Origin of the sequence: Holtiella tumoricola, assembly GCF_027857615.1 — a bacterium.
GTDB lineage: Bacteria > Bacillota > Clostridia > Lachnospirales > Cellulosilyticaceae > Holtiella > Holtiella tumoricola.
This window is the reverse complement of sequence record NZ_JAQIFT010000057.1, coordinates 50084-73459: the sequence shown is the minus strand read 5'-3', so window position 1 is coordinate 73459 and position 23376 is coordinate 50084. Positions and strand designations below refer to the sequence as shown.

The following is a 23376-nucleotide window of genomic DNA, read 5'->3' as shown; positions in this document are numbered from 1 at the left end:
AGACTCCTTTTATTCAACAATAGCATCGAGTAATAACTCTTCATTAGCTGCTTCAATTTCAATAACTACTCCATTAGGAAGGCAGACTGCAGGTAACAAGCTATTAGAGATATAACCTTGTTGTACACAAAGCTGATCTGGACAGCTTGCTTCTAGAAATCTGATTTTACCATGTTCAACATGAATGGTATTAGTACCACCATGTTTATTTTCGACTGAAAAAGTTTCGGGATCAGATACTTTTGATAAATCTATCTCACGAATCACTTCACCATCCAATTTTATAGTAGCTATTTGGTGGTCTGGAGTTTTATAGTTCATCATCATAAAAATTGCAATAATACATACAACCATAAGGATGCCAATGGCGGCAATAATGATTTTATTTATATGTTTACTCATCTTAAAAACACCTTTCTTTAGAAAATAATGCTTGTTCAATTATCAGTATAGACAAAGACTTTAGGTTTTATCAAGGACAAATTGGAACACACTACTATAGCACAAAAAATAATAATTGACAAATAAAAAAGGGAGTGATATGCTGAAAATGTAATTCCTACAAAATAACTAGGAATTGGAGGCGTTAAAATGAAATTATCTACTAAAGGTAGGTATGGACTCCAAGCAATGGTTGATATTGGGGTTTATGCGAAAGAAAAACATATTTCTTTAAAAAGCATTGCTGAGCGCTTAGATGTATCTGAAAATTATTTAGAACAGCTTATTGCTTTACTTAAAAAAAATAAGCTTGTCACAAGTGTAAGAGGTGCCCAAGGTGGATATACCTTGGCAAGACCAGCTAAAGAGATTAGTATAGGAGAGATCCTAAGGACTTTAGAAGGTTCACTTGCTCCAACAGATTGTACTTGTGAGGGAGGCAAACATTGCGAAAGAAATACAAGATGTGTAACAAGACCTGTATGGGAAAAAATCAGAGATGGCATTAATGAAGTTGTAGATGGAATCTCATTACAGGAACTTATAGATGACTATGAATCTATAAGTGATAATTCATGTAACAAATTTTATATATAAATATTATAGATAGAAACTACTTATTATAAAGTTGGGAGTGTTGAAAATGGATAAAATTTATTTAGATCATGCAGCGACCACACCAGTCAAACCAGAAGTATTAGAGGCTATGATGCCTTACTTCACACAAAATTTCGGAAATCCATCAAGTGTTTATCAAATTGCTCAAATTAATAAAAAAGCATTAGATGATGCAAGAGAAACAGTAGCTAAGCATTTAGGTGCTCATCCGAATGAAATTTTCTTCACAGCAGGTGGAAGTGAAGCAGATAACTGGGCAATCAAAGGGATTGCTGAAGCAAATAAAGCAAAAGGTAACCATATCATTACAAGTAAAATCGAACATCATGCTGTTCTTCATACATGTGAATATCTTGAAAAACAAGGCTATGAAGTTACTTATTTAAATGTTAATGAAAATGGTCAAATTGATCTTGAAGAACTTAAAGCAGCTATAAAAGATACAACTATTCTTATTACAATTATGTATGCAAACAACGAAGTTGGAAGTATTATGCCAGTTAAAGAAATTGGTCAAATTGCTAAAGAACATGGTGTTGCTTTCCATACAGATGCTGTTCAGGCAGTAGGACAAGTGAGAATAGATGTAAAAGATCAAAATATTGATGCACTTTCTATGTCAGGGCACAAAATCTATGGACCAAAAGGTGTAGGTGTTCTTTATATCAGAAGAGGACTTAAAGTAACTAATCTTATTCATGGTGGCGCACAAGAAAGAGGCAGACGTGCTGGAACAGAAAATGTACCAGGTATTGTAGGTCTTGCAAAAGCAATAGAACTTGCATATACAGATTTTGATAATAAAATTGCACGTATTCAAGGATTACGTGACAGATTAATTAATGGTATTTTAACAAGTATTCCATATAGCAAATTAAATGGTGATCCAGTAAAACGTTTAGCAAATAATGCAAACATTGGATTTGAATTTGTTGAGGGAGAATCACTTCTTCTTTTATTAGATATGAATGGTGTTGCAGCTTCTAGTGGCTCAGCTTGTACATCAGGCTCACTTGATCCATCACATGTATTATTAGCACTTGGATTACCACATGAAAAAGCTCATGGTTCATTACGTATGACTTTAGGTGAGAAAACAACAGAAGCAGAAATTGATTTTGTACTTGAAAAATTACCTGCAATTGTAGGCCGTATGAGAGATATGTCTCCTTTATACGAAGATTTTTTAAAAGAAAACAAACAAGACTAAGAAAAAATTATAAATACTAGATCGAGATAAAATAAATAACTAAAATAACTAACGAGGTGAAATTATGTATAGTGAAAAAGTAATGGATCATTTTATGAATCCACGTAACGTAGGTGAGATCGATGATGCAAGTGGTGTAGGTACAGTAGGTAACGCTAAATGTGGCGATATTATGAAGGTATACCTTAAAATTGAAAATGATATTATTGAAGATGTTAAATTCAAAACTTTTGGTTGTGGTGCAGCTGTGGCAACAAGTTCAATGGCTACAGAACTTGTAAAAGGTAAAACAATTGAAGAAGCATTAAAAGTAACAAATAAAGCAGTTATGGAAGCATTAGATGGGCTTCCACCAGTAAAAGTACACTGTTCAGTACTTGCTGAAGAAGCACTTCAAGCAGCGCTTTGGGATTATGCGACAAAAAATGGGATTAAAATTGAAGGTCTAGAAGAACCAAAAGAAACAGACCACCATGATCATGACCACGGCCATGATGAAGAAGATGAAGCTTGCCATGCCTAATAGCAAGGGGAAAGTTGTAGTTGGGATGTCAGGAGGGGTAGACAGTTCTGTAACTGCCTACCTTCTTCAGCAACAAGGTTATGAAGTTATTGGGATGACGATGCAGATTTGGCAAAAAGATGCACCGGAAGATAATGACGGGGGATGTTGCGGGCTTTCAGCAGTAGATGATGCAAGACGCGTATGCCAGAAGCTTGATATTCCACACTACGTAATAAATTTTAGAGATGACTTTAAAAAACATGTAATTGATTATTTTATTGATGAGTACGAACAAGGGCATACACCAAATCCTTGTATAGCATGTAACCGTTATGTTAAATGGGAATCTATGTTACACAAAGCACTTCAAATTGGTGCAGACTATATTGCAACAGGACACTACGCAAGAGTTATTCAAGATGAACAAACAGGACGTTTTATGCTTAAGTTCTCTAAAACAATGGCAAAAGATCAAACTTATGCTTTGTACAATTTAACACAGCATCAATTAGAGCATACTCTTATGCCATTAGGTGATTACACAAAAGATGAAATACGTGCAATAGCTAAAGAAATAGGACTTGCTGTAGCAACCAAACCAGATAGCCAAGAAATCTGCTTCGTTCCAGACGATGACTATGCAGGTTATATTGAACGTGAAACAGGAAAAAAACAACAAAAAGGTAAGTTTATCACAAAAGATGGTAAGGTATTAGGTGAGCACAAAGGTATTATTCATTATACTATTGGACAACGTAAAGGTCTTGGTATTTCCTATGGTAAACCACTGTTTGTTTCTAAAATTGATCCAGTTAACAACACCGTAGTTGTTGGAGATAATGAAGATTTATTTACTTGCGAGGTATACGCAAATAAACTTAACTTTATGCCATTTGAAAAGTTAGAAGGTCCATTAGAAGTAGCAGCTAAGATACGTTATAGCCATGCGCCTCAACCTTGTACAATAGAAATGGTAGATGAAGAAACACTTAAATGTACATTTAAAGAACCACAACGTGCCATCACACCAGGACAAGCTCTTGTAATTTATGATGGTGATATTGTAGTTGGTGGCGGTACAATTATTAAATAAATATATCACTTTAATTCTCTATAAAAAGGGGTCGCTCATTGCGACCCTTTTTAGCTATTTAAATTAATAGAATAGTTAATTCTTTTGATATAATATTTTAACACATAGACTAGATTTTAAGATGAAATAATAGATATATAGGATAAATTGTACAAAATAATGAGAAGTATAAATCTAATTGTTGTACGTCAAAATATATCGTGTTAGAATGTCCCTGTATGAAAACAACATGGGAGGATACCGATGGATATTAATGTATTTCAGATAGCTTTAGCATTTCTTGGTGGTTTTGGTCTTTTTATGTTTGGGATGGACTACATGGGAGAAGGGCTTCAAAAAGCAGCTGGTAGTAAGATGAAGAATCTTCTTAGTGCATTAACAAGTAATCCGTTTTTAGGGGTTGCTGTAGGTGCAGGTGTAACAGCTATTATCCAAAGTTCGTCAGCAACCACAGTTATGGTTGTAGGTTTTGTTAATGCAGGTCTTATGTCTTTAAAACAAGCTGTAGGGGTTATCATGGGTGCCAATATTGGTACAACAGTAACAGCATGGATTGTATCTTTAGGAGACTGGGTATCATTTTTAAAACCGGCTACAATAGCGCCACTTTGTATTGGTATAGGCGTTATTATGGTTTTATTCTGTAAGAAACAAAAAGTAAAACAAGTTGGCCAAATTGTTTTTGGCTTTGGTGCACTTTTCTTAGGGCTTGACCTTATGGGAGATGCAGTGAAACCAATCAGTCAACTAGAATCTGTTAAACAACTATTTGTAAGCTTAGGCGCAAATCCTTTCTTAGGTATTTTAGTCGGAACGATTGTAACAGCAGTTATTCAAAGTTCATCTGCTTCTGTAGGTATTTTACAAACATTAGCATTAAGTGGTCTTGTACCATGGAATACTGCGATTTATATTATTTTAGGTCAAAATATTGGTACAACAGTAACAGCTATGCTTTCTAGTATTGGTGCTAGTAAAAATGGTAAACGTGCAGCTGTTATCCATTTACTTTTCAACGTAATTGGTTCTGTTGTATTCGCCGTGATAGCAATTATAGCATTTGGTGGACTTATGCCAAAACTTGCTGCATTTGGTACATCACTTATTGACCCAACGAAGATTAGTGTGGTACATAGTATCTTTAACGTATTAAATACGCTATTATTATTCCCATTTGCAGGTTTACTTGTAAAAGTTGCAGAAAAACTTGTTCCAGGTAAAGAAGATGAGGATAACGAAAGCGAACTTAAACATTTAGATGAACGTATTCTTGAAACACCATCTTTTGCAGTACAAAATGCTATTAAAGAAGTTGTACGTATGGGAGAAATGGCAAGTCATAATGCAAAAATTGGTATGGAAGCAATCTTTGATAAAGATGAAGTTAAAATACAAGACGTATTTAAACGTGAAAAAGTTATTAATCAATTACAACATGGTATTAACCACTATTTAATTAAACTTTCTAACTTACCAATTTCTGAAAATGAACATGGTATTGTTAATAGCTTATTCCATACAGTAAGCGATATTGAACGTGTAGGTGATCATGCAGAAAACTTAGCAGAACTTGCACAAATTCGAATAAGAGATGAAGTAGAATTCTCAGAAACAGCTATAAAAGAATTAAAAGCTATTTCTGGTTTAGCAATTAAATGCTTTGATACAGCACTTCAAGCTTGTGAATTTGATGATCGTTCTATTGCAAAAGAAGTACAGCCAATTGAGCAACAAGTTGATAAATTAGAAGAAGAATTAAGAACAAGACATATTAAACGTCTTGCAGATAATAAATGTAGTTCTATGGCAGGTGTCGTATTCTTAGATGCAATTAGTAACTTAGAGCGTATCTCTGACCATGCTTCTAATGTTGGGAATGCGGTACTTGATGAGAAGAAAATTTATGTATCAAGTGAACCAATGATTTCTAAATAATAATATAAGAATACTAAATTAATAATAAATTAAAACTAAATTTATGTTAAATAAGAGCAAAAAGGTACAAGTCAATCTTGTACCTTTTTGCTCTTATTTTATTTCTACAAAATTAAAAAAAATTTTAAGTGATAGTTATGATTTTAATTACAAGAGCATTGTATATGGTGAACAAAAAATAATGTAAAAATATATAATTTAAACAAAAAAATAATTTTATTAATTAATGTATTGAATTATATTAAATAAAACTTATAATTAAATCAAAGATGTAACGGATTACATTATCCAATTTGTGAAAGGAGGGAAAGCATGGCGACCATTAAAGATGTTGCACAGCATGCGAAGGTTTCTGTAGCGACAGTATCTAGAGTGCTTAATAATGATCCTAAAGTAAGAGCAGAAACGAAGGAAGTAGTTGAAAGAGCAATTGATGAACTGGGCTATTCCCCCAATTTACTAGGGAGAAATCTAAGACGTTCTTCTACCCATAATATCCTGGTACTCCTTCCAACGATTTCGAATCAGTTCTATTCAGCTATTATTAAAGGAATTCGTGAGGAAGCAACTTTGAAGGGATACAATGTAATGATAGGTATTACGGATTTGGATGTGAATATAGAGATGAATCATATTCAACTACTTGAAAATAAGTTAGTGGATGGCATTATTTTCTTTACACCTCAAATTGCAAAGTCTACTTTAACAAGGCTTGGAAAAGTATATCCTATTGTTCAGTGTAGCGAGTATGTAGAAGGTGCCAAGCTTAGTTTGGTAAGTATTGATAATAAGCAAGCGGCATTTGATGCAACTAAGTACCTTATTGAACTAGGACATAAACATATTGGGCTTATAACCAGTAAAAAAGTATATACGTCTTCAAAATTAAGGGAAGAAGGCTTTAAGGAGGCACTTACACAATATCAATTACCAGTGAACGAAGAACTTATTTACTACACAGACTATACACCACAATGCGGTACAGAGGCTGCAAAAGCATTGTTAACAAGAAAGACCCCACCTACAGCTATATTTACGATTTCAGATAGTCTAGCGATAGGTGTTATTAGAGGATTAAAAGAATGTGGGAAAAAAGTAGGGGTAGACATAGATGTTATAGGATTTGATAATACCTTCATTTCGAAGTTCTATGAGCCTACAATAACAACCATCAGTCAGCCACGTCTAGAAATGGGAAAAAAAGCAGCAAAATTATTGCTAAATAAAATCCAGAATATAGACAGTGCTAATGAAACTATATTTTTACCACATGAATTAATGATTAGACAATCAACTAAATAATCTATTTAAAAAGGAGATAGGGTTATGGATAAAGTAGTAAAAGTTGGAATTATTGGATGTGGTGGTATTGGAACACAAAAGCATATGCCATCTTTAGCAAAATTAGAAAATGTAGAAATGGTAGCATTCTGTGACATTATTGAGAAGAGAGCTAAAAAAGCTTGTGAGAAGTTTGGAACACCAGATGCAAAATGCTATGTAGATTATAAAGAACTTTTAAAAGATGAATCTATACAGGTTATCCATGTATGTACACCTAATCGTTCACATTCCTTCATCACTATTGATGCATTAGAGGCGGGCAAACATGTTATGTGTGAAAAACCTATGGCTAAAACAACGGAAGAAGCAAAAGCAATGGTAGAGGCTGCTCAGCGTACAGGGAAGAAATTGACCATTGGTTATCAAAATAGATATCGTGAAGATAGTTTATATCTTAAACGTACATGTGAGGATGAGGTATTAGGAGAAGTATATTATGCTAAAGCTCATGCGTTAAGACGTCGTGCAGTACCAACTTGGGGTGTATTTTTAAATGAAGAGGAACAAGGTGGAGGACCACTTATTGACATCGGGACACATGCTTTAGACTTAACATTATGGATGATGAACAACTACAAGCCACAGATGGTAGTAGGGAGTGTATTTAAGAAGTTAAGTGATCAAACAGAAACAGCTAATGCATGGGGGGACTGGGATGTTAACGAGTATACAGTTGAAGACTCAGCATTTGGCTTTATCAAAATGGAAAATGGCGCAACAATTGTACTAGAGTCAAGCTGGGCACTTAATACACTCGATGTAGGGGAAGCACAAACGACACTTTGTGGAACTAAGGCAGGTGCAGATATGAAGGATGGTCTTCGTATTAATGGCGTTAAATACAACAAACAATATGTAGAAAAACCAGGGCTTGGTGTAGGTGGTGTAGACTTCTATGATGGTGATGCAGAATCTCCACAAGAGTTAGAAGCAAGACTTTGGATAGAAGCAGTTATTAATGATACAGAGGTTGTTGTAAAGCCAGAAGAAGCTTTAGTGGTAACACAGATTTTAGAAGCTATTTATGAATCAGGAAAAACAGGAAAACCTGTATTCTTTGAAAATTAATGTAGAGGTGAACTATGAGACTGGGAATCATTGGGTGGATTAATGAAGAAGAATTTAAGCGTGCAAAAGAAAGAAAATTAGAGTTCATTGAAATTTGTGTAAACGAGCGCCATGAAGCATTTTTGGCAGGAATTGAAGAACTTAAAGGTTATAGCCAAGCTTATGAAATGCCCATTGGAAGTGTAGGACGTTGGGGTGAAGATAAAATTACAGCTGAAGGAATCAAAGAGGAAGAGCTTCAAATAGAGTATAGCTTGATTGAGGCAACCCAAAAGCTAGGCTGTGATATTTATATTACAGGATGTAATTATGTTGAAAGTTTATCTTATTATGAAAACTGTACACTTGCTATTAGTTACTTTGAAAAGCTCATTGAACATGGTAAAAAGTACGGTGTTAAAATTGCTACTTACAATTGTAGATGGAATAACTTCATACACTCAGATCCAGCCTGGACAATAATTCATGGACACTTAAAGGATTTATGGATTAAATATGATACTTCACACTGTATTTACGATGGAGGGGATTATTTATCTGAAGCAAAAAAATGGGGAGAACGTTTTGCACATGTACATATTAAAGGGGCACTTATAATAGATGGAAAACGTTTTGATGATCCACCAGCAGGACTTGATCAGACAGATTGGGGTTCTTTTATGGCAGTACTTTATGCAAAAGGTTATGATGGTAATTTAAGTATTGAACCACACTCAAGTAATTGGCATGGAGAACTAGGGCAAAAGGGAATAGATTTTACGATTAAATATATAAGAAATATCATGCTATAGAAAGGTGATAGAAAAATGTATAAAATCGCCGTACAGCTTTATACCGTAAGAGAAGAAATGAAGGAGAATCCAGTTGGTACATTAGAAAAAGTTGCAGAACTTGGTTACAAAGGGGTAGAATTTGCAGGATTTTTTGATATACCAGCAGAGAAAATGAAAGGCCACTTAGAACGTTTAGGACTAACTGCAGTTGCTAGCCACACACCTCTAGAGGCATTAGAAAATCAATTTGATGAAGTTATTCGTTATAATAAGACAATAGGGAATCGCTACTTAGTGTGCCCTTGGTCAGAACTAAAAGATAAAGAATCTTTGCAAGAGATAGGTTTGCGTTTGAAAACACTTATTCCCAAAGTAAAAGCTGAGGGGATGGAACTTCTTTACCATAATCATGATCATGAACTAAAAATATTAGATGATAACTTTTTACTTGATAAGTTAGTGGAAGTGTGTGATGGAGAGCTAGGGCTGGAAGTAGATACATTTTGGGTTTATCGTGGAGGCGTTAATCCAAGAGATTATATGTTAAAGCATGAAAAGCATATTCCTTTTGTACATGTTAAAGATGGTACAGATGAAGGACTTAATGCTTTAGGGGAAGGAAAAGCGCCAGTTGCCCAAGTGTTAGAAACAGTGGAAGAATTAGGACTTGAGTGGATTATTGTAGAAAATGACAATCCTTATCCAAATGGATTAGAAGACATTGAAAGAAGTATGGTATATCTTCAAAACAAATAAAGGGGGAAGCATATGAAACTAGGTGTATTTACAACTTTACTAAGTGATAGAAGTTTAGAAGAATCATTAGCGTATTTTAAGTCAAAAGGAATTCAAATGGTAGAGATAGGATGTGGTGGTTACCCAGGAAATAGCCATGCCAATCCAGATCTTCTCTTAAATGATGATGCAGCGTTAGATACATTTAAAGGGCTCATTGCAAAGTATGATATGGAAATTAGTGCACTAAGCTGTCATGGTAATCCTGTACATCCACAAAAAGAAATTGCTACAGCTTTTGATGAAGCTATTAAAAAGACTATCCTGCTTGCAGAAAAGTTAGGAATTCATCAAATTAATACCTTCTCAGGATGCCCTGGAGATCACCCAGGGGCAAAATATCCAAACTGGGTAACATGTCCTTGGCCAGAGGATTTCCTAGCTGTCCTTGATTATCAGTGGAATGAAGTCCTTATTCCTTATTGGAAAGAGACAGTGGCATTTGCTAAAGAACATGGTGTGAACCAAATTGCATTAGAACTCCATCCAGGATTTGCAGTTTACAATACAAGTTCATTACTTAAATTACGTGCGGCAGTTGGGCCAGAAATTGGTGCGAATCTTGATCCAAGTCACCTGTTCTGGCAAGGCATGGATCCATGTCTCGTAATTCGTGAACTTAAAGAATCTATTTTCCATTTCCATGCAAAAGATACTAAGATTGATCCATATAATACAGCTAAAAATGGGGTACTAGATACAGGTCACTACGGCAATATAGGTGAGCGTTCTTGGGTATTTAGAAGTGTAGGTTATGGACATGATGATGCAGCCTGGAAAGATATTATTTCAGCACTACGATTAGTAGGCTATGATTATGCCATAAGTATAGAGCACGAAGATGGGCTTATGAGCCAAAATGAAGGACTTACAAAAGCAGCAGATTTCTTGAAAGAAATTATCACAACTGAGCCTGTGGGCGATATGTGGTGGGCGTAAATAGAAGGTAGTCATCAAATAAGCAGATAGAGATAAAATCTGAAATAGAGATGAGGGAATGAAATGGGATATAAATTAGCGATTGTTGGACTTGGTGGTATGGGTGGATGGCACTATGAAAATGTAACAAAACGCATCGATGATATAGAGGTTATAGGAGCATATGATATCAGGGAAGAAGTGCATCCACATATTAAAGAATTAGGTCTTAAGTGTTATAGCTCTTTAGAAGAACTTGTAAATGATAAAGAAGTAGATATTGTTACAATTGCTACACCGAATGATGTACACAAAGATATTGCAATTACATGTATGCGTCATGGAAAAAATGTAGTTTGTGAAAAACCAGTTACAATGAATGCGCAGGAGTTAGAAGAAATTATAGAAGTACAAAAAGAAACAGGTAAACTTTTCTCAGTACATCAAAATAGAAGATGGGATAAAGATTATGTCATCATTAAAAAAATTGTAGAAGAGAATATTATTGGAAAACCTTGTATGATAGAAAATCGTGTACAAGGCTCAAGGCAAGCAATGCATGGGTGGCGTGCCTATAAAATTAATGGAGGCGGTATGCTTCTTGACTGGGGTGTACATTTAGTTGATCAACTTCTTTGTATGATTGATGCATCTGTAGTGGATGTATATTCAGATTTACACTCTATCTATTCAGAAGAAGTAGATGATAACTTAAAAGTGATGCTAAAGTTTGCAAATGGTGTATCAGCGCTTATAGAAGTAGCAACAAACTGCTTTATTAATCAATCAAGATGGCATGTAATTGGGGAAGAAGGAACAGCTGTTATCAGTGATTGGAGCTGTAATGGACAGATTGTAAAACTTAATACAGAAGAAAAGATGGAATGGGCAGATGCTATTGTATATACAGAAGCAGGTCCAACACGTACTATGGCACCAAGACCTAGTGAAACCACAATAAATCTTCCCCTTCCAGAAGTAACTTCTGATTGGACTGACTACTACAAAAATATTGTAGGTGTACTAGATGGTAAAGAGAAACTTATTGTAAAACCAGAAGAATGTTTACGTGCAATGAAAGTAATTGATGCAATTTTTGAATCACATGCAAAAAAAGCAAGTGTAAGTTGTAATATCTAAAATAGAATAAAATGGTATTTTAAAACCATAAGACAAAACCAGAGAATGTAAAATTTAACTACATACTCTGGTTTTGTTTTGTACACAATGATTTTGTAGGTAAAGTGCTTATTTGTTTTAAGGTAATATTAATATTTAGAGATTCATATAAAAAAATTGTTAAATTTTTAATAAAGCCTTGAAAAATCCTTTAAAAATGGTAGAATAATGGAGTGGGAACAAAATAAATGAACGGGGCAAAAAAAGTCCCACAAGGTGATAAAATGAAAGATACCATGTTAAGACTAGAACTCATGATCCCCGAAGGTATGCAAGATTTTAAAATCAGATATAGGATTTTACAAACGATCTTAGAGAATGAGCCTATCGGGCGTAGACTTCTTGCAGGACTTACTACATATTCAGAACGAACCATACGTGCAGCAACAGACCTACTTAATAAACAAGGGCTAATAGATATAGCGCATACAGGAATGGTAGTGACAACAACTGGAAAGATGTTGTTAGATGAGTTATATGAGCCATTGCAAGCACTTAATACATTCACAACATTAGAAGGCGAGATAGAAGCATTAACTGGAGCGAAAAAGGTTACTATAGTACCAGGGGATGTGGATGATGATGAACGCGTTAAGTGGCAGCTTGGAAAAGCTGGAAGTAATTTGGTTTTAAGCTTATTAGGTGAAGATGATGTTGTAGCAATAACAGGTGGAAGTACTATTGCAAAAATGATAGAACTTATGCCAGTTAAACAAAAAGGCCCTACCTATACAACAATTATTCCAGCACGTGGAAGTATCGGAAAGCGTATGGAGTACCAAGCTAATATATTAGCGGCGGAATTTGCAAAAAAAATTAATGGAAAGTATGAAGTTTTCAATATACCAGACAATTTAAGTGCAAATTCTATAGAAACAATTAAACAAGAACCTCATATCCAAAAAATATTGCAAAAAATGGCAAAATCAGATATGATTATATTGGGTTTGGGTGATGCGATGAAAATGGCCTATAGGCGAAATGAGTCAAAAGAGGTCATAGCATTACTTGAAGAACATAGTGCTGTTGCGGAGGCCTTTAGATACTACTTTGATCAAGATGGTCATGTAATCTATAGTGCAAGCAACATTGGTTTGGATTTAGAAATGGTTAAACGTATCCAAACTAGAATAGTACTAGCAGGTGGCACTTCAAAGGGGATTGCTCTTATGGCAACACAAGATTTGCTTAAAGAAAGTTATCTTGTAATCGATGAAGGTGCTGCAAAAAAAATGATAGAGGTATCAATTCGCTAATTAGGTTTATACTAATAGAAGCGGTTTGCATATAAAAATTATTACTCATAGTTATCTTAAGGAGGATGTATCAATGGCTGTAAAAGTAGCAATTAACGGTTTTGGACGTATCGGACGTCTTGCATTTAGACAAATGTTTGGTGCTGAAGGATATGAAGTAGTAGCAATCAACGACTTAACAAATCCTAAAATGTTAGCACACTTATTAAAATATGACTCAGCTCAAGGTAGATACGCTAAAGCTGAAACAGTAGAAGCTAAAGAAGATTCAATCGTAGTAGATGGTAAAGAAATTAAAATCTACGCTGAAAGAAACGCTGCAGATCTTCCATGGGGAGAAATCGGTGTAGACGTAGTTCTTGAATGTACAGGATTCTACGTATCAAAAGCTAAATCTCAAGCACATATCGATGCAGGTGCTAAAAAAGTTGTTATCTCAGCTCCAGCTGGTAATGACCTTCCAACAGTTGTATTCGGCGTAAACGAAAACATCTTAACAGCAGATGACACAATCATCTCAGCTGCTTCATGTACAACAAACTGTTTAGCTCCAATGGCTGACACATTAAACAAATTAGCTGCAATCGAAAAAGGTTTCATGACAACTATCCATGCTTGGACAGGTGATCAAATGACACTTGACGGTCCTCACGCTAAAGGTGACTTAAGAAGAGCACGTGCTGCTGCTTGCAACATCGTTCCTAACTCAACAGGTGCTGCTAAAGCTATCGGTCTTGTTATCCCAGAATTAGCTGGTAAATTAGACGGTGCTGCACAACGTGTACCAGTTCCAACAGGTTCTTTAACAGAATTAGTTGCTGTAGTAGACGGTAAAGTAACAGCTGCAGAAGTTAATGCTGCAATGAAAGCTGCTGCTACACCATCATTCGGTTACACAGAAGAAGAATTAGTATCAACAGATATCATTGGTTGCACATACGGTTCATTATTCGATGCTACACAAACAAAAGTAACTGAACTTGGCGACAAAACTTTAGTTAAAGTTGTTTCTTGGTATGACAACGAAAACTCATACACAAGCAACATGGTTAGAACAATCAAATACTTTGCTGAACTTAGCAAATAATTTATTGTAAACAAGATCCTAAAAGGGTCCGGTCTTGTAGTTGGATTATAGGACCGGCCCCTTTTTTGTTAGATTTAAAATTAAATTCAAATACAAAAATAAAGTAGAAATTGAAAGGAGCAATACAAATGCTAAACAAAAAAACAGTTGATGATCTTCAAGGTCTTCAAGGCAAAAAAGTATTAGTACGTTGTGATTTTAACGTACCTTTAAAAGATGGTGTTATCCAAAACTACAACCGTATCGACGGTGCACTTCCAACAATCAAAAAATTATTAGAACAAGGCGCAAAAGTTATCCTTTGCTCACACCTTGGTAAACCAAAAGGAGAAGCTAAACCAGAACTTTCATTAGCTCCAGTTGCAGCTGCTCTTACAGAAAGATTAGGCGTTGAAGTTAAATTTGTTGATGATGCTGTTGTTACAGGACCAGAAACACAAAAAGTTGCTGCTGAACTTAAAGATGGCGAAGTATTATTACTTCAAAACACACGTTACAGAGCAGAAGAAACAAAATATGGTAAAGATGAAGCTGCTGTTAAATATGCAGAAGAATTAGCTGCTCTTTGCGATAACGAAGTATTCGTAAACGATGCTTTCGGTACAGCTCACCGTGCACACTGTTCAAACGTTGGTGTAACAAAATGTTGTAAAGAAAATGTAGTTGGTTACTTAATGCAAAAAGAAATCAAATTCTTAGGCGAAGCTGTAGAAAACCCAGTTTGTCCATTCGTTGCTATCCTTGGTGGAGCTAAAGTTTCTGATAAAATTGCTGTTATCAACAACCTTCTTGAAAAAGTTGATACACTTATTATCGGTGGTGGTATGGCTTATACATTCCTTAAAGCTCAAGGACAAGAAGTTGGTAACTCATTATTAGAAGAAGATAAAATGGATTACGCTTTAGAAATGGTAAAAAAAGCTGAAGAAAAAGGTGTTAAACTCCTTCTTCCAGTTGACCACTTAGTAGGTAAAGAATTCTCTAATGATACAGAAAAAGCTGTAGTAGAAACAATCGAAGCTGGTTGGTCAGGATTTGATATCGGACCAAAAACAATCGAACTTTACAAAGATGCTTTAGCTGGTGCTAAAACAGTTGTATGGAATGGACCAATGGGTGTATTCGAATTCGAAAACTTCGCAGCAGGTACTCTTGCAGTATGTGATGCAGTAGCTAACCTTGAAGATGCTACAACAGTAGTTGGTGGAGGAGACTCTGTAAATGCTGTTAAACGTCTTGGTTTCGCAGATAAAATGAGCCACATTTCAACAGGTGGTGGTGCATCATTAGAGTTCTTAGAAGGTAAAGAACTTCCAGGTGTTGCTGCAGCTGATAACAAAGGTTGCGGATGCAACTGTGGATGTCACTAATCCCGGTTTAATTCAATAAAATTAAATTATTAATTAATAGTTTAATGGGTATACGAGTACTCTACCTCCATTTGGGGCTAGAGTATTCGTCGCCTATATTCGTAAATAGAAAATTTTTACTTTCCTAATAAAAAATAAAGGTCACATAGTACCTAAAAAGGAGATTACTTATGCGTAAAAAAATCGTTGCTGGTAACTGGAAAATGAACATGACTCCAGCTAAAGCTGTAGAACTTATTGATTCACTTAAAAATGAAATTAACACAAATGAAGTAGATGTAGTAGTATGTCCTCCATTCGTATGCCTTCCAGCTGTACTTGAAGCTGTAAAAGGTACAAATATTCAAGTAGGTGCTCAAAACATGCACTTCGAAGAAAACGGTGCTTACACAGGCGAAATCGCTCCAAGCATGTTAGTAGAACTTGGTGTTAAATATGTTGTAATTGGTCACTCAGAAAGAAGACAATACTTCGCTGAAACTGATCAAACAGTTAACAAAAAAACATTAAAAGCTTTAGAACATGGCTTAGTACCAGTTGTATGTGTTGGTGAAAGTTTAGAAGATAGACAACAAGGTGTAACAATTGACTTAGTTCGTCTTCAAACAAAAATTGCTCTTAAAGATGTAACAGCAGAAGATGCTAAAAAAGTTGTTATTGCATACGAACCAATCTGGGCTATCGGAACAGGTATGACAGCTACTTCAGCTCAAGCAGAAGAAGTATGTGCAGCAATCAGACAAGTAATTGCAGAAGTATACAGCCAAGAAGTTGCAGACGAAGTACGTGTACAATACGGCGGTTCTGTAAACGGTGGTAACGCTAACGAGTTATTCAACATGGGTAACATCGATGGTGGTTTAGTAGGTGGAGCAAGTCTTAAACCAGAATTCGCTTCAATCGTTAACTACAAATAAGACTCTCTCTTAGAAGGAGATTTAACATGGATAAACAAACAACTTTACTCCTTATCCTTGATGGATTTGGACTTAATGACTTAAAAGAAGGCAATGCGATTGCAAATGCTAATAAACCAAATATTGATGCGATTATGGCAAAATATCCTACAGTACCAGGCTACGCAAGTGGTATGGCAGTAGGTCTTCCAGATGGACAAATGGGTAACTCAGAAGTAGGTCACCTTAACATGGGCGCTGGACGTATCGTATATCAAGAACTTACACGTATCACTAAAGCAATTGCAGACGGAGATTTCTTCGAAAACAAAGCTTTAGCAGGTGCTATGGAAAATGCAAAAAACAATGATAAAGCCCTTCACTTATTTGGACTTTTATCAGATGGTGGGGTACACAGCCATATTAATCATCTTTATGGTCTTTTAGAAATGGCTAAAAAGTTTGGTCTTTCAAAAGTATACGTACATGTATTCTTAGATGGTCGTGATACACCTCCAGCTTCAGGTAAAGACTTTACAGCTTCACTTGTAGCAAAAATGGAAGAAATCGGTGTAGGTGAAATTGCTACAGTATCTGGTCGTTACTATGCTATGGACCGTGACAATAGATGGGATCGTGTTGAAAAAGCATACGATGCAATCGTTAACGGTAAAGGTGAAGTAGCCACTGATGCAGTAGGTGCTATTGCTGATTCTTATGCTAAAGAAGTAAACGACGAATTCGTGCTTCCAACAGTAATCACAAAAGATGGTGCTCCAGTAGCAAAAGTAGAAGAAGGCGATTCAGTAATTTTCTTCAACTTCCGTCCTGACCGTGCGCGTGAAATGACTCGTGCATTCTGTGATGATGAATTTAAAGGATTCGAAAGAAATAGAGTGAAAACTCACTTTGTAACTTTCACACAATACGATATCACTATTCCAAATAAAGAAGTAGCGTTTACACCACAAACACTTACTAATACATTTGGTGAATATCTTGCAAACCAAGGTAAATCACAACTTCGTATTGCTGAAACAGAAAAGTATGCTCACGTTACATTCTTCTTCAACGGCGGTGTAGAAGAACCATATGAAAATGAAGACCGCGTATTAGTAGCTTCTCCAAAAGTTGCAACTTACGACCTTCAACCAGAAATGAGTGTATTTGAAGTATCTACTAAATTAGAAGATGCCATTCGTTCACATAAATACGATATGATTATCTGTAACTTTGCTAACCCAGATATGGTTGGTCATACAGGGGATATGGCTGCAGCAATTCGTGCAATCGAAGCTGTAGATAAAGCAGTAGGCGATGTAATTCGTGCTATTGAAGAAACAAATGGTTATGCATTTATCTGTGCTGACCATGGTAATGCAGAACAAATGGAAGACTATGAAACTCATGGAGCTTTCACAGCACATACTACTAACCCAGTACCATTTGTACTTGTAAACTACAAAGAAGGTGTGACACTTAAAGAAGGCGGTAAGCTTGCTGATATCGCACCAACATTACTTGAAATGATGGGTATGGAACAACCAGCAGAAATGAATGGTGAGTCTTTACTCGTTAAATAATGAAGGAGTGGACTAAGAAGGAGTACTAGAAATTACTTCTTCTTCCACACACTTCATTCCACTTTTAGAGAATTCTTATTTGATGAAATTCTTACTAAAAGTTACATAGGTGTGTTCCGGATAAAGTATCTTCTAGCACATACCTAACTGCACTTATCTCTTAAAGAATTTAAAGATTAAAAACTGATTAGAGAAGGTGTGAAATCTTAAATAACTAACAAACCTCTTAAACTTATTGGAGGCTTTAAGTAATTAAAGACTCTAATGAAAAAGAGGAGTCTGGAATTGACTCGAAATTTACAAAATATGAACCCAATTTGAACTGCTTGAAACGAGTAGTACATAAATGTAGCTAGTAGTATGTACAAAGAATGCGTAAATAGCATAAAGGTGTATGTAAGTCTATCTAGATGCTTAATCTTTAAGAGTGAGAGGGAGTATGGCCCCAAACATTGGCGAAGAGGTAATATCTTGATAAGATTACTTGGATAAGTATAGTGACTTTTAGATGAATAAGGTTCATAGTAATCCATATTAAAAGGTAAATAAGATTAAACTTTATGGGCGGATAAAGTTTAATAGTGAGAAGAAAAAATGTAATTTTGCATAATGCAAGAAAAGATTTCGTATGATTTACATGAAAAGAGGAAACAATAATTCTCGAGAATTCATGTAGGCCGAAAGGAGTCATATGCATATGAAAGGTTACATTGAGATTTTAGATGTATTTGCAAGAGAAGTACTAGATTCTAGAGCAAATCCAACAGTTGAGGTAGAAGTTGTTGTAGAAGGAGATTACGTTGGGCGCGCCATCGTACCTTCTGGAGCTTCTACAGGAGAACTAGAAGCCATTGAGCTTCGTGATGGAGATAAATCTAGATATTTAGGTAAAGGTGTGCAACAAGCTGTTAAGAATGTTAACGACATCATTGCAGAAGAAGTTATAGGTATGAATGCCCTTGATCAAGCTGCAATAGATAAAGTAATGATAGACTTAGATGGTACACCAAACAAGAGTAAATTAGGTGCAAATGCTATACTAGGTGTTTCTATGGCAGTGGCAAAAGCAGCTGCAAAAGCACAAAGCATGCCTCTTTATCAATACCTAGGTGGGGTTAATGCAAAAGTGTTACCTGTACCTATGATGAACATCTTAAATGGTGGCGAACACGCAGACAATACAGTTGACCTTCAAGAATTTATGATTATGCCTGTAGGGGCAACTTCCTTTAAAGAAGCACTTCGTATGTGTGCTGAGATATATCACACACTTAAAAAAGTACTTAATGATAAAGGTTTAGCTACAGGTGTAGGTGATGAAGGTGGTTTCGCACCTGACCTTGCAACTTCAGAAGAAGTCCTCACTCTTATTGTAGAAGCAATTTCAGAAGCTGGTTATAAACCAGGTGAAGAAGTACGTATTGCTATGGATGGTGCTGCATCTGAACTTTATAATGATGCAGACGGTAAATACTATTTCAAAGGCGAAAGCAAGATGAAAGGAACAGAAATTGTTCGTACATCTGAAGAAATGGTAGATTACTATGAAAACCTTGTAAACCAATTCCCTATTATCTCTATTGAAGATGGGTTAGGTGAAAAAGACTGGGATGGCTGGGCACTTCTTAGTGAACGTCTAGGAAACCGTATACAGCTTGTAGGGGACGACTTATTCGTAACCAACACTAAAATCCTTGAAAAAGGTATTCAAAAGAAAGTGGGCAACTCTATTCTTATTAAAGTTAATCAAATCGGTACACTTACCGAAACCTTTAATGCTATTGAAATGGCAAACCGTGCAGGCTATACAGCAGTTGTATCACATCGTTCTGGAGAATCAGAGGATTCTACAATTGCAGATATCGTAGTAGCTGTAAATGCAGGTCAAATTAAGACTGGTGCGCCAGCACGTTCTGACCGTACTGCAAAATACAATCAACTTCTTCGTATTGAAGAAGAACTAGATGAAGTAGCAGAATATAGAGGTCTTCGTTCTTTCTTTAATCTCACTAGATAACACTGACACTCTTAAGACGAAGACTTAGTTTTATAAGTTTATGATTTAAAATGCGACGAATAGTAAGTAAGCCTAAAAGTAACAATACTTTTAGGCTTATTTTTTTTGATGGTTGTGGTGGGTTATAAATTCAACTATAATAAAATTATAAACAATTAAACACAAAAGAGGAGTGCAATCATGAAGTTTTCAGAGTTTAAATATGAAAGACCAGATTTCGAGGCTTTTAAAGCACAATTAAAAGTAATGATTGAAGAGGTAAAAAATGCTACAAGTAGCGAAGAGCAGATTATTAAAATTAAAAATGCTCATCGCTATATTAATGAAATGTATACAAGTAGTGATTTAGCAACGATTCGTCATTCTATAAATACAAAAGATGAATTTTATGAAGGAGAGAGTGAATATTGGGATGAATATATGCCTCTCTACATTGAACAATTACAAGAACTAGAAAAAGTACTTTTACATTCTCCTTATAGAAAAGAATTAGAAGAAGCATTCAGTAAACAATACTTTGATATAATGGAAAATAGTGAAAAAACATTCTCTAATGCTATATTACAAGAAATGCAGGAAGAGAATAAATTAGTGACAGAGTATAATAAACTTATTGCATCAGCAGCTATTGAATTTGAAGGTGGAACATACAACTTATCAGGTATGCGTCCATTTATGATTGCAAAAGATAGAGAGACTCGTAGACATGCAAGTGAAGCTTGTTATAAATTCTTTGAAGAAAATGAAGAACGTTTTGATACACTTTTTGATAAGCTTGTTAAAGTACGCGACCAAAAAGCTAAAAAACTTGGCTTTAAAAACTACGTAGAATATGGTTATCATATGATGAACCGTACAGACTATAATCAAGATATGGTTAAAACCTTCAGAAAGCAAGTTTTAGAGGAGATTGTACCTGTAGCCAATAAATTATACGAAAAACAAGCAAAAAGGCTAGGACTAGCTAAGCTTAGCTATTACGACATAGACTTCGTATTTGAAACAGGAAATGCAACACCACAAGGAGATGCACATTTCATTTTAGAAAATGGTAAGAAAATGTATAGTGAGCTTTCTCCTGAAACAAAAGAATTCTTTGAATTCATGACAACAAATGAACTTCTTGATTTAGAAACAAAACCAGGAAAACAAGCAGGTGGATACTGTACACTTATTTCTTCTTATAAAGCGCCATTTATCTTCTCTAACTTCAATGGAACATCAGGAGATGTAGATGTACTTACCCATGAAGCTGGGCATGCATTCCAAGTATATAACTCTCGTTGGATTGATGTGCCAGGGCTATTCTTCCCAACTTATGAGAGCTGTGAAATTCACTCAATGAGTATGGAATTTATCACATGGCCATGGATGGAAAACTTCTTTGGTAAAGATGTAGATAAATACAAATATGAACATTTAAGTAGTGCTGTGAAATTTATACCATATGGTGTAGTAGTAGATGAATTCCAACATATCATTTATGAGAATCCAGAAATGACACCAGATGAACGTAAAGCAGTATGGCGCAAATTAGAAAAGCAATATTTACCACATAAAGATTATACAGGATGTGATATTTTAGACCGCGGTACTTGGTGGTTTAAACAAGGGCATATTTTTGCATCACCATTTTACTATATTGACTATACGCTTGCTCAAATTTGTGCGCTCCAATTCTGGAAGAAGATGAATGAAGACCGCACAAAAGGTTGGGAGGATTATCTTAAAATTTGTAAGGTTGGAGGAACAATGTCATTCTTACAAATTGTGGAATTAGGTGGCTTAATTTCACCATTTGCTGATGGCTGTGTAAAGAGTGTTATTGGGGACATTGAAAGCTATTTAATGGCAATTGATGACAGTAAATTGTAAGAAAAGCGTGATATATCATTTATTGCAATTTAAACAAGCCTATGCTATGATAGGAGTAGCGTAAAACGTATGAAGGTAAGAAGGAGGCAAAACCATGGATATTCTAAGAATGGTTCTTACAGGTATTTATGTGCTAGCTGCACTTGCTATTATTGTTGTTGTATTACTTCAAGAAGGTAAATCAGCAGGTCTTGGTTCAGCATTCGCAACAAACCAAGAGAGTTACTGGAACAAGAATAAAAAGCATACTTTAGAAGGCAAATTTGAGACTTGGACAAAGGTTACTGCAGGTATCTTTGTTGTATTAGCAATTGCTTTAACACTCATCTAATATATTCAATACGTTGTATATAAAAGGGCTCCCTTGTGGGGCTCTTTTTTTATAGCTAAATATATTACTCAAATTTATGTTATAGGAAATAAAAATATTTTATTATTTATTTGAAATAGATGTGGTGAGTATTTCTACTGATTTTACAAGGGTGTAGGATACTATAGACAAATAAATATGATTTGAGATCTTATTAGTTTAAAATAATTAGAAGAAATTTTTTATATAAGTTAATAAAGATGCGAAAATTGTAGATTTAGTATATAATAGATTAAAGGGGAAAGTTTGTGCAATATAAAAGATGATAGAGAAATCATATAGAGTGGAGGGGTTTAGTATGAAACAACCAATTGCAATTACAATAAATAGAGAATTTGGTAGTGGTGGTAGACTAGTAGGAGAAAAATTAGCAGAAGCTTTAGGGATGAAATTTGTTGACCGCTTAATTTTAACAGAGGCAGCTAAACTTATGGGTGTTACGGAAGAACATCTTAAAGGATTTGATGAAAAGGCACCATCTATTTGGCAAACTTCAAGTATTAATATGGGAAGTTATCATGGAATGGCTGTGCCATGTTATTTCTACAGTTTAACCAATAATGACTTATATGTGACTCAAGTGAATTTAATAGAAAAAATGGCTAAAGAATCTTCATGTGTATTCATAGGAAGGTGTGCTAATGTTGTATTAGAAGATCATCCTCAAAAACTATCTATATTTTTACATGCAGATAAAGAATTTAAAAAGGCTATGATTCGTGATGTATATCATTTTACTAAAGCTGACAATATAGAAAAAGAAATGAAACGTGTAGATAAAGAGCGTTCAAATTACTATAGTAACTATACTGGCTTTAAATGGCATGATGCGACCCAATATGATTTAACCATTGATACAGGAGAATTAGGAATTGATCATACTGTTAAATTAATTCAGACTTATATTCAAATGAAATTTGGTGAATAGAGTTGAATAGAGAAGGCACAAAATAGGGAGTGTAAAGCACTCCCTTTATTTTTTTGTACAATAAAAGGTATAATAAATAAAATAAATTGTATAATGGAGTGTAATAAAAATTAGT

At 35.1% G+C, this 23376-nt stretch carries 21 protein-coding genes; 20 read left to right on the top strand and 1 reads right to left on the bottom strand.

The window, feature by feature from the left end:
- Window positions 1-9: 9 nt before the first annotated feature.
- Window positions 10-402 carry a NusG domain II-containing protein gene (locus PBV87_RS15640; protein ID WP_271012877.1) on the bottom strand — a complete coding sequence of 131 codons (393 nt, stop codon included), beginning with the start codon at window positions 400-402 and terminating at the stop codon, window positions 10-12.
- Window positions 403-591: 189 nt separating this feature from the next.
- On the opposite strand from PBV87_RS15640, the gene PBV87_RS15635 reads away from it, so the two are divergent.
- The 20 genes from PBV87_RS15635 to PBV87_RS15540 all read left to right on the top strand — a co-directional run bounded on the left by PBV87_RS15635 (window position 592) and on the right by PBV87_RS15540 (window position 23261).
- Window positions 592-1038 (top strand): RrF2 family transcriptional regulator, encoded by a 447-nt coding sequence (locus tag PBV87_RS15635; RefSeq protein WP_053984676.1) that lies wholly within the window; start codon window positions 592-594, stop codon window positions 1036-1038.
- Window positions 1039-1084: 46 nt separating this feature from the next.
- Complete coding sequence (nifS, locus tag PBV87_RS15630; protein ID WP_053984675.1) at window positions 1085-2269, top strand: cysteine desulfurase NifS; 1185 nt, start codon at window positions 1085-1087, stop codon at window positions 2267-2269.
- A 64-nt stretch (window positions 2270-2333) separates the two neighbouring features.
- On the top strand, window positions 2334-2792 hold the full coding sequence (gene nifU / locus PBV87_RS15625) for a Fe-S cluster assembly scaffold protein NifU (protein ID WP_053984674.1): 459 nt from the start codon (window positions 2334-2336) through the stop codon (window positions 2790-2792).
- A complete protein-coding gene (gene mnmA, locus PBV87_RS15620; protein ID WP_271012876.1) occupies window positions 2761-3867 on the top strand; it encodes a tRNA 2-thiouridine(34) synthase MnmA in 1107 nt (368 codons plus the stop codon). Before nifU ends, mnmA begins: the two co-directional genes overlap by 32 nt.
- 243 nt (window positions 3868-4110) lie before the next feature.
- Complete coding sequence (locus tag PBV87_RS15615; protein ID WP_053984672.1) at window positions 4111-5802, top strand: Na/Pi cotransporter family protein; 1692 nt, start codon at window positions 4111-4113, stop codon at window positions 5800-5802.
- Between the two features lie 312 nt (window positions 5803-6114).
- A complete protein-coding gene (locus PBV87_RS15610) occupies window positions 6115-7104 on the top strand; it encodes a LacI family DNA-binding transcriptional regulator (protein ID WP_271012875.1) in 990 nt (329 codons plus the stop codon).
- A gap of 24 nt (window positions 7105-7128) precedes the next feature.
- The gene (locus PBV87_RS15605; RefSeq protein WP_271012874.1) at window positions 7129-8214 is read left to right on the top strand and encodes a Gfo/Idh/MocA family protein; all 1086 of its coding nucleotides are present in this window, start codon (window positions 7129-7131) and stop codon (window positions 8212-8214) included.
- A 14-nt stretch (window positions 8215-8228) separates the two neighbouring features.
- Window positions 8229-9005, top strand: coding sequence for a sugar phosphate isomerase/epimerase family protein (locus tag PBV87_RS15600; protein WP_271012873.1), 777 nt, complete (start codon window positions 8229-8231; stop codon window positions 9003-9005).
- A gap of 15 nt (window positions 9006-9020) precedes the next feature.
- Window positions 9021-9743, top strand: coding sequence for a sugar phosphate isomerase/epimerase family protein (locus tag PBV87_RS15595; protein ID WP_271012872.1), 723 nt, complete (start codon window positions 9021-9023; stop codon window positions 9741-9743).
- A gap of 12 nt (window positions 9744-9755) precedes the next feature.
- Window positions 9756-10721 carry a sugar phosphate isomerase/epimerase family protein gene (locus PBV87_RS15590; RefSeq protein ID WP_053984667.1) on the top strand — a complete coding sequence of 322 codons (966 nt, stop codon included), beginning with the start codon at window positions 9756-9758 and terminating at the stop codon, window positions 10719-10721.
- Between the two features lie 63 nt (window positions 10722-10784).
- Window positions 10785-11840, top strand: a complete 1056-nt coding sequence (locus PBV87_RS15585) for a Gfo/Idh/MocA family protein (protein WP_271012871.1) — start codon at window positions 10785-10787, stop codon at window positions 11838-11840.
- Window positions 11841-12067: 227 nt separating this feature from the next.
- Entirely contained in the window at window positions 12068-13135 is a 1068-nt protein-coding gene (locus PBV87_RS15580) for a sugar-binding transcriptional regulator (RefSeq protein ID WP_053984665.1), read from the top strand.
- Window positions 13136-13208: 73 nt separating this feature from the next.
- Window positions 13209-14222 (top strand): type I glyceraldehyde-3-phosphate dehydrogenase, encoded by a 1014-nt coding sequence (gene gap / locus PBV87_RS15575; protein WP_053984664.1) that lies wholly within the window; start codon window positions 13209-13211, stop codon window positions 14220-14222.
- A gap of 128 nt (window positions 14223-14350) precedes the next feature.
- On the top strand, window positions 14351-15592 hold the full coding sequence (locus PBV87_RS15570; protein WP_271012870.1) for a phosphoglycerate kinase: 1242 nt from the start codon (window positions 14351-14353) through the stop codon (window positions 15590-15592).
- 170 nt (window positions 15593-15762) lie between these two features.
- Window positions 15763-16509: a triose-phosphate isomerase gene (gene tpiA / locus PBV87_RS15565; RefSeq protein ID WP_053984662.1), complete on the top strand. Its 747-nt coding sequence runs from the start codon at window positions 15763-15765 to the stop codon at window positions 16507-16509.
- A 26-nt stretch (window positions 16510-16535) separates the two neighbouring features.
- A complete protein-coding gene (gpmI, locus tag PBV87_RS15560; protein ID WP_271012869.1) occupies window positions 16536-18071 on the top strand; it encodes a 2,3-bisphosphoglycerate-independent phosphoglycerate mutase in 1536 nt (511 codons plus the stop codon).
- 697 nt (window positions 18072-18768) lie between these two features.
- Complete coding sequence (gene eno, locus PBV87_RS15555) at window positions 18769-20088, top strand: phosphopyruvate hydratase (protein WP_271012868.1); 1320 nt, start codon at window positions 18769-18771, stop codon at window positions 20086-20088.
- 180 nt (window positions 20089-20268) lie between these two features.
- The gene (locus PBV87_RS15550; protein WP_271012867.1) at window positions 20269-21963 is read left to right on the top strand and encodes a M3 family oligoendopeptidase; all 1695 of its coding nucleotides are present in this window, start codon (window positions 20269-20271) and stop codon (window positions 21961-21963) included.
- A gap of 94 nt (window positions 21964-22057) precedes the next feature.
- Window positions 22058-22294 carry a preprotein translocase subunit SecG gene (secG, locus tag PBV87_RS15545; protein WP_053984658.1) on the top strand — a complete coding sequence of 79 codons (237 nt, stop codon included), beginning with the start codon at window positions 22058-22060 and terminating at the stop codon, window positions 22292-22294.
- Between the two features lie 337 nt (window positions 22295-22631).
- Window positions 22632-23261, top strand: coding sequence for a cytidylate kinase-like family protein (locus PBV87_RS15540; RefSeq protein WP_053984657.1), 630 nt, complete (start codon window positions 22632-22634; stop codon window positions 23259-23261).
- Window positions 23262-23376 lie beyond the last annotated feature (115 nt).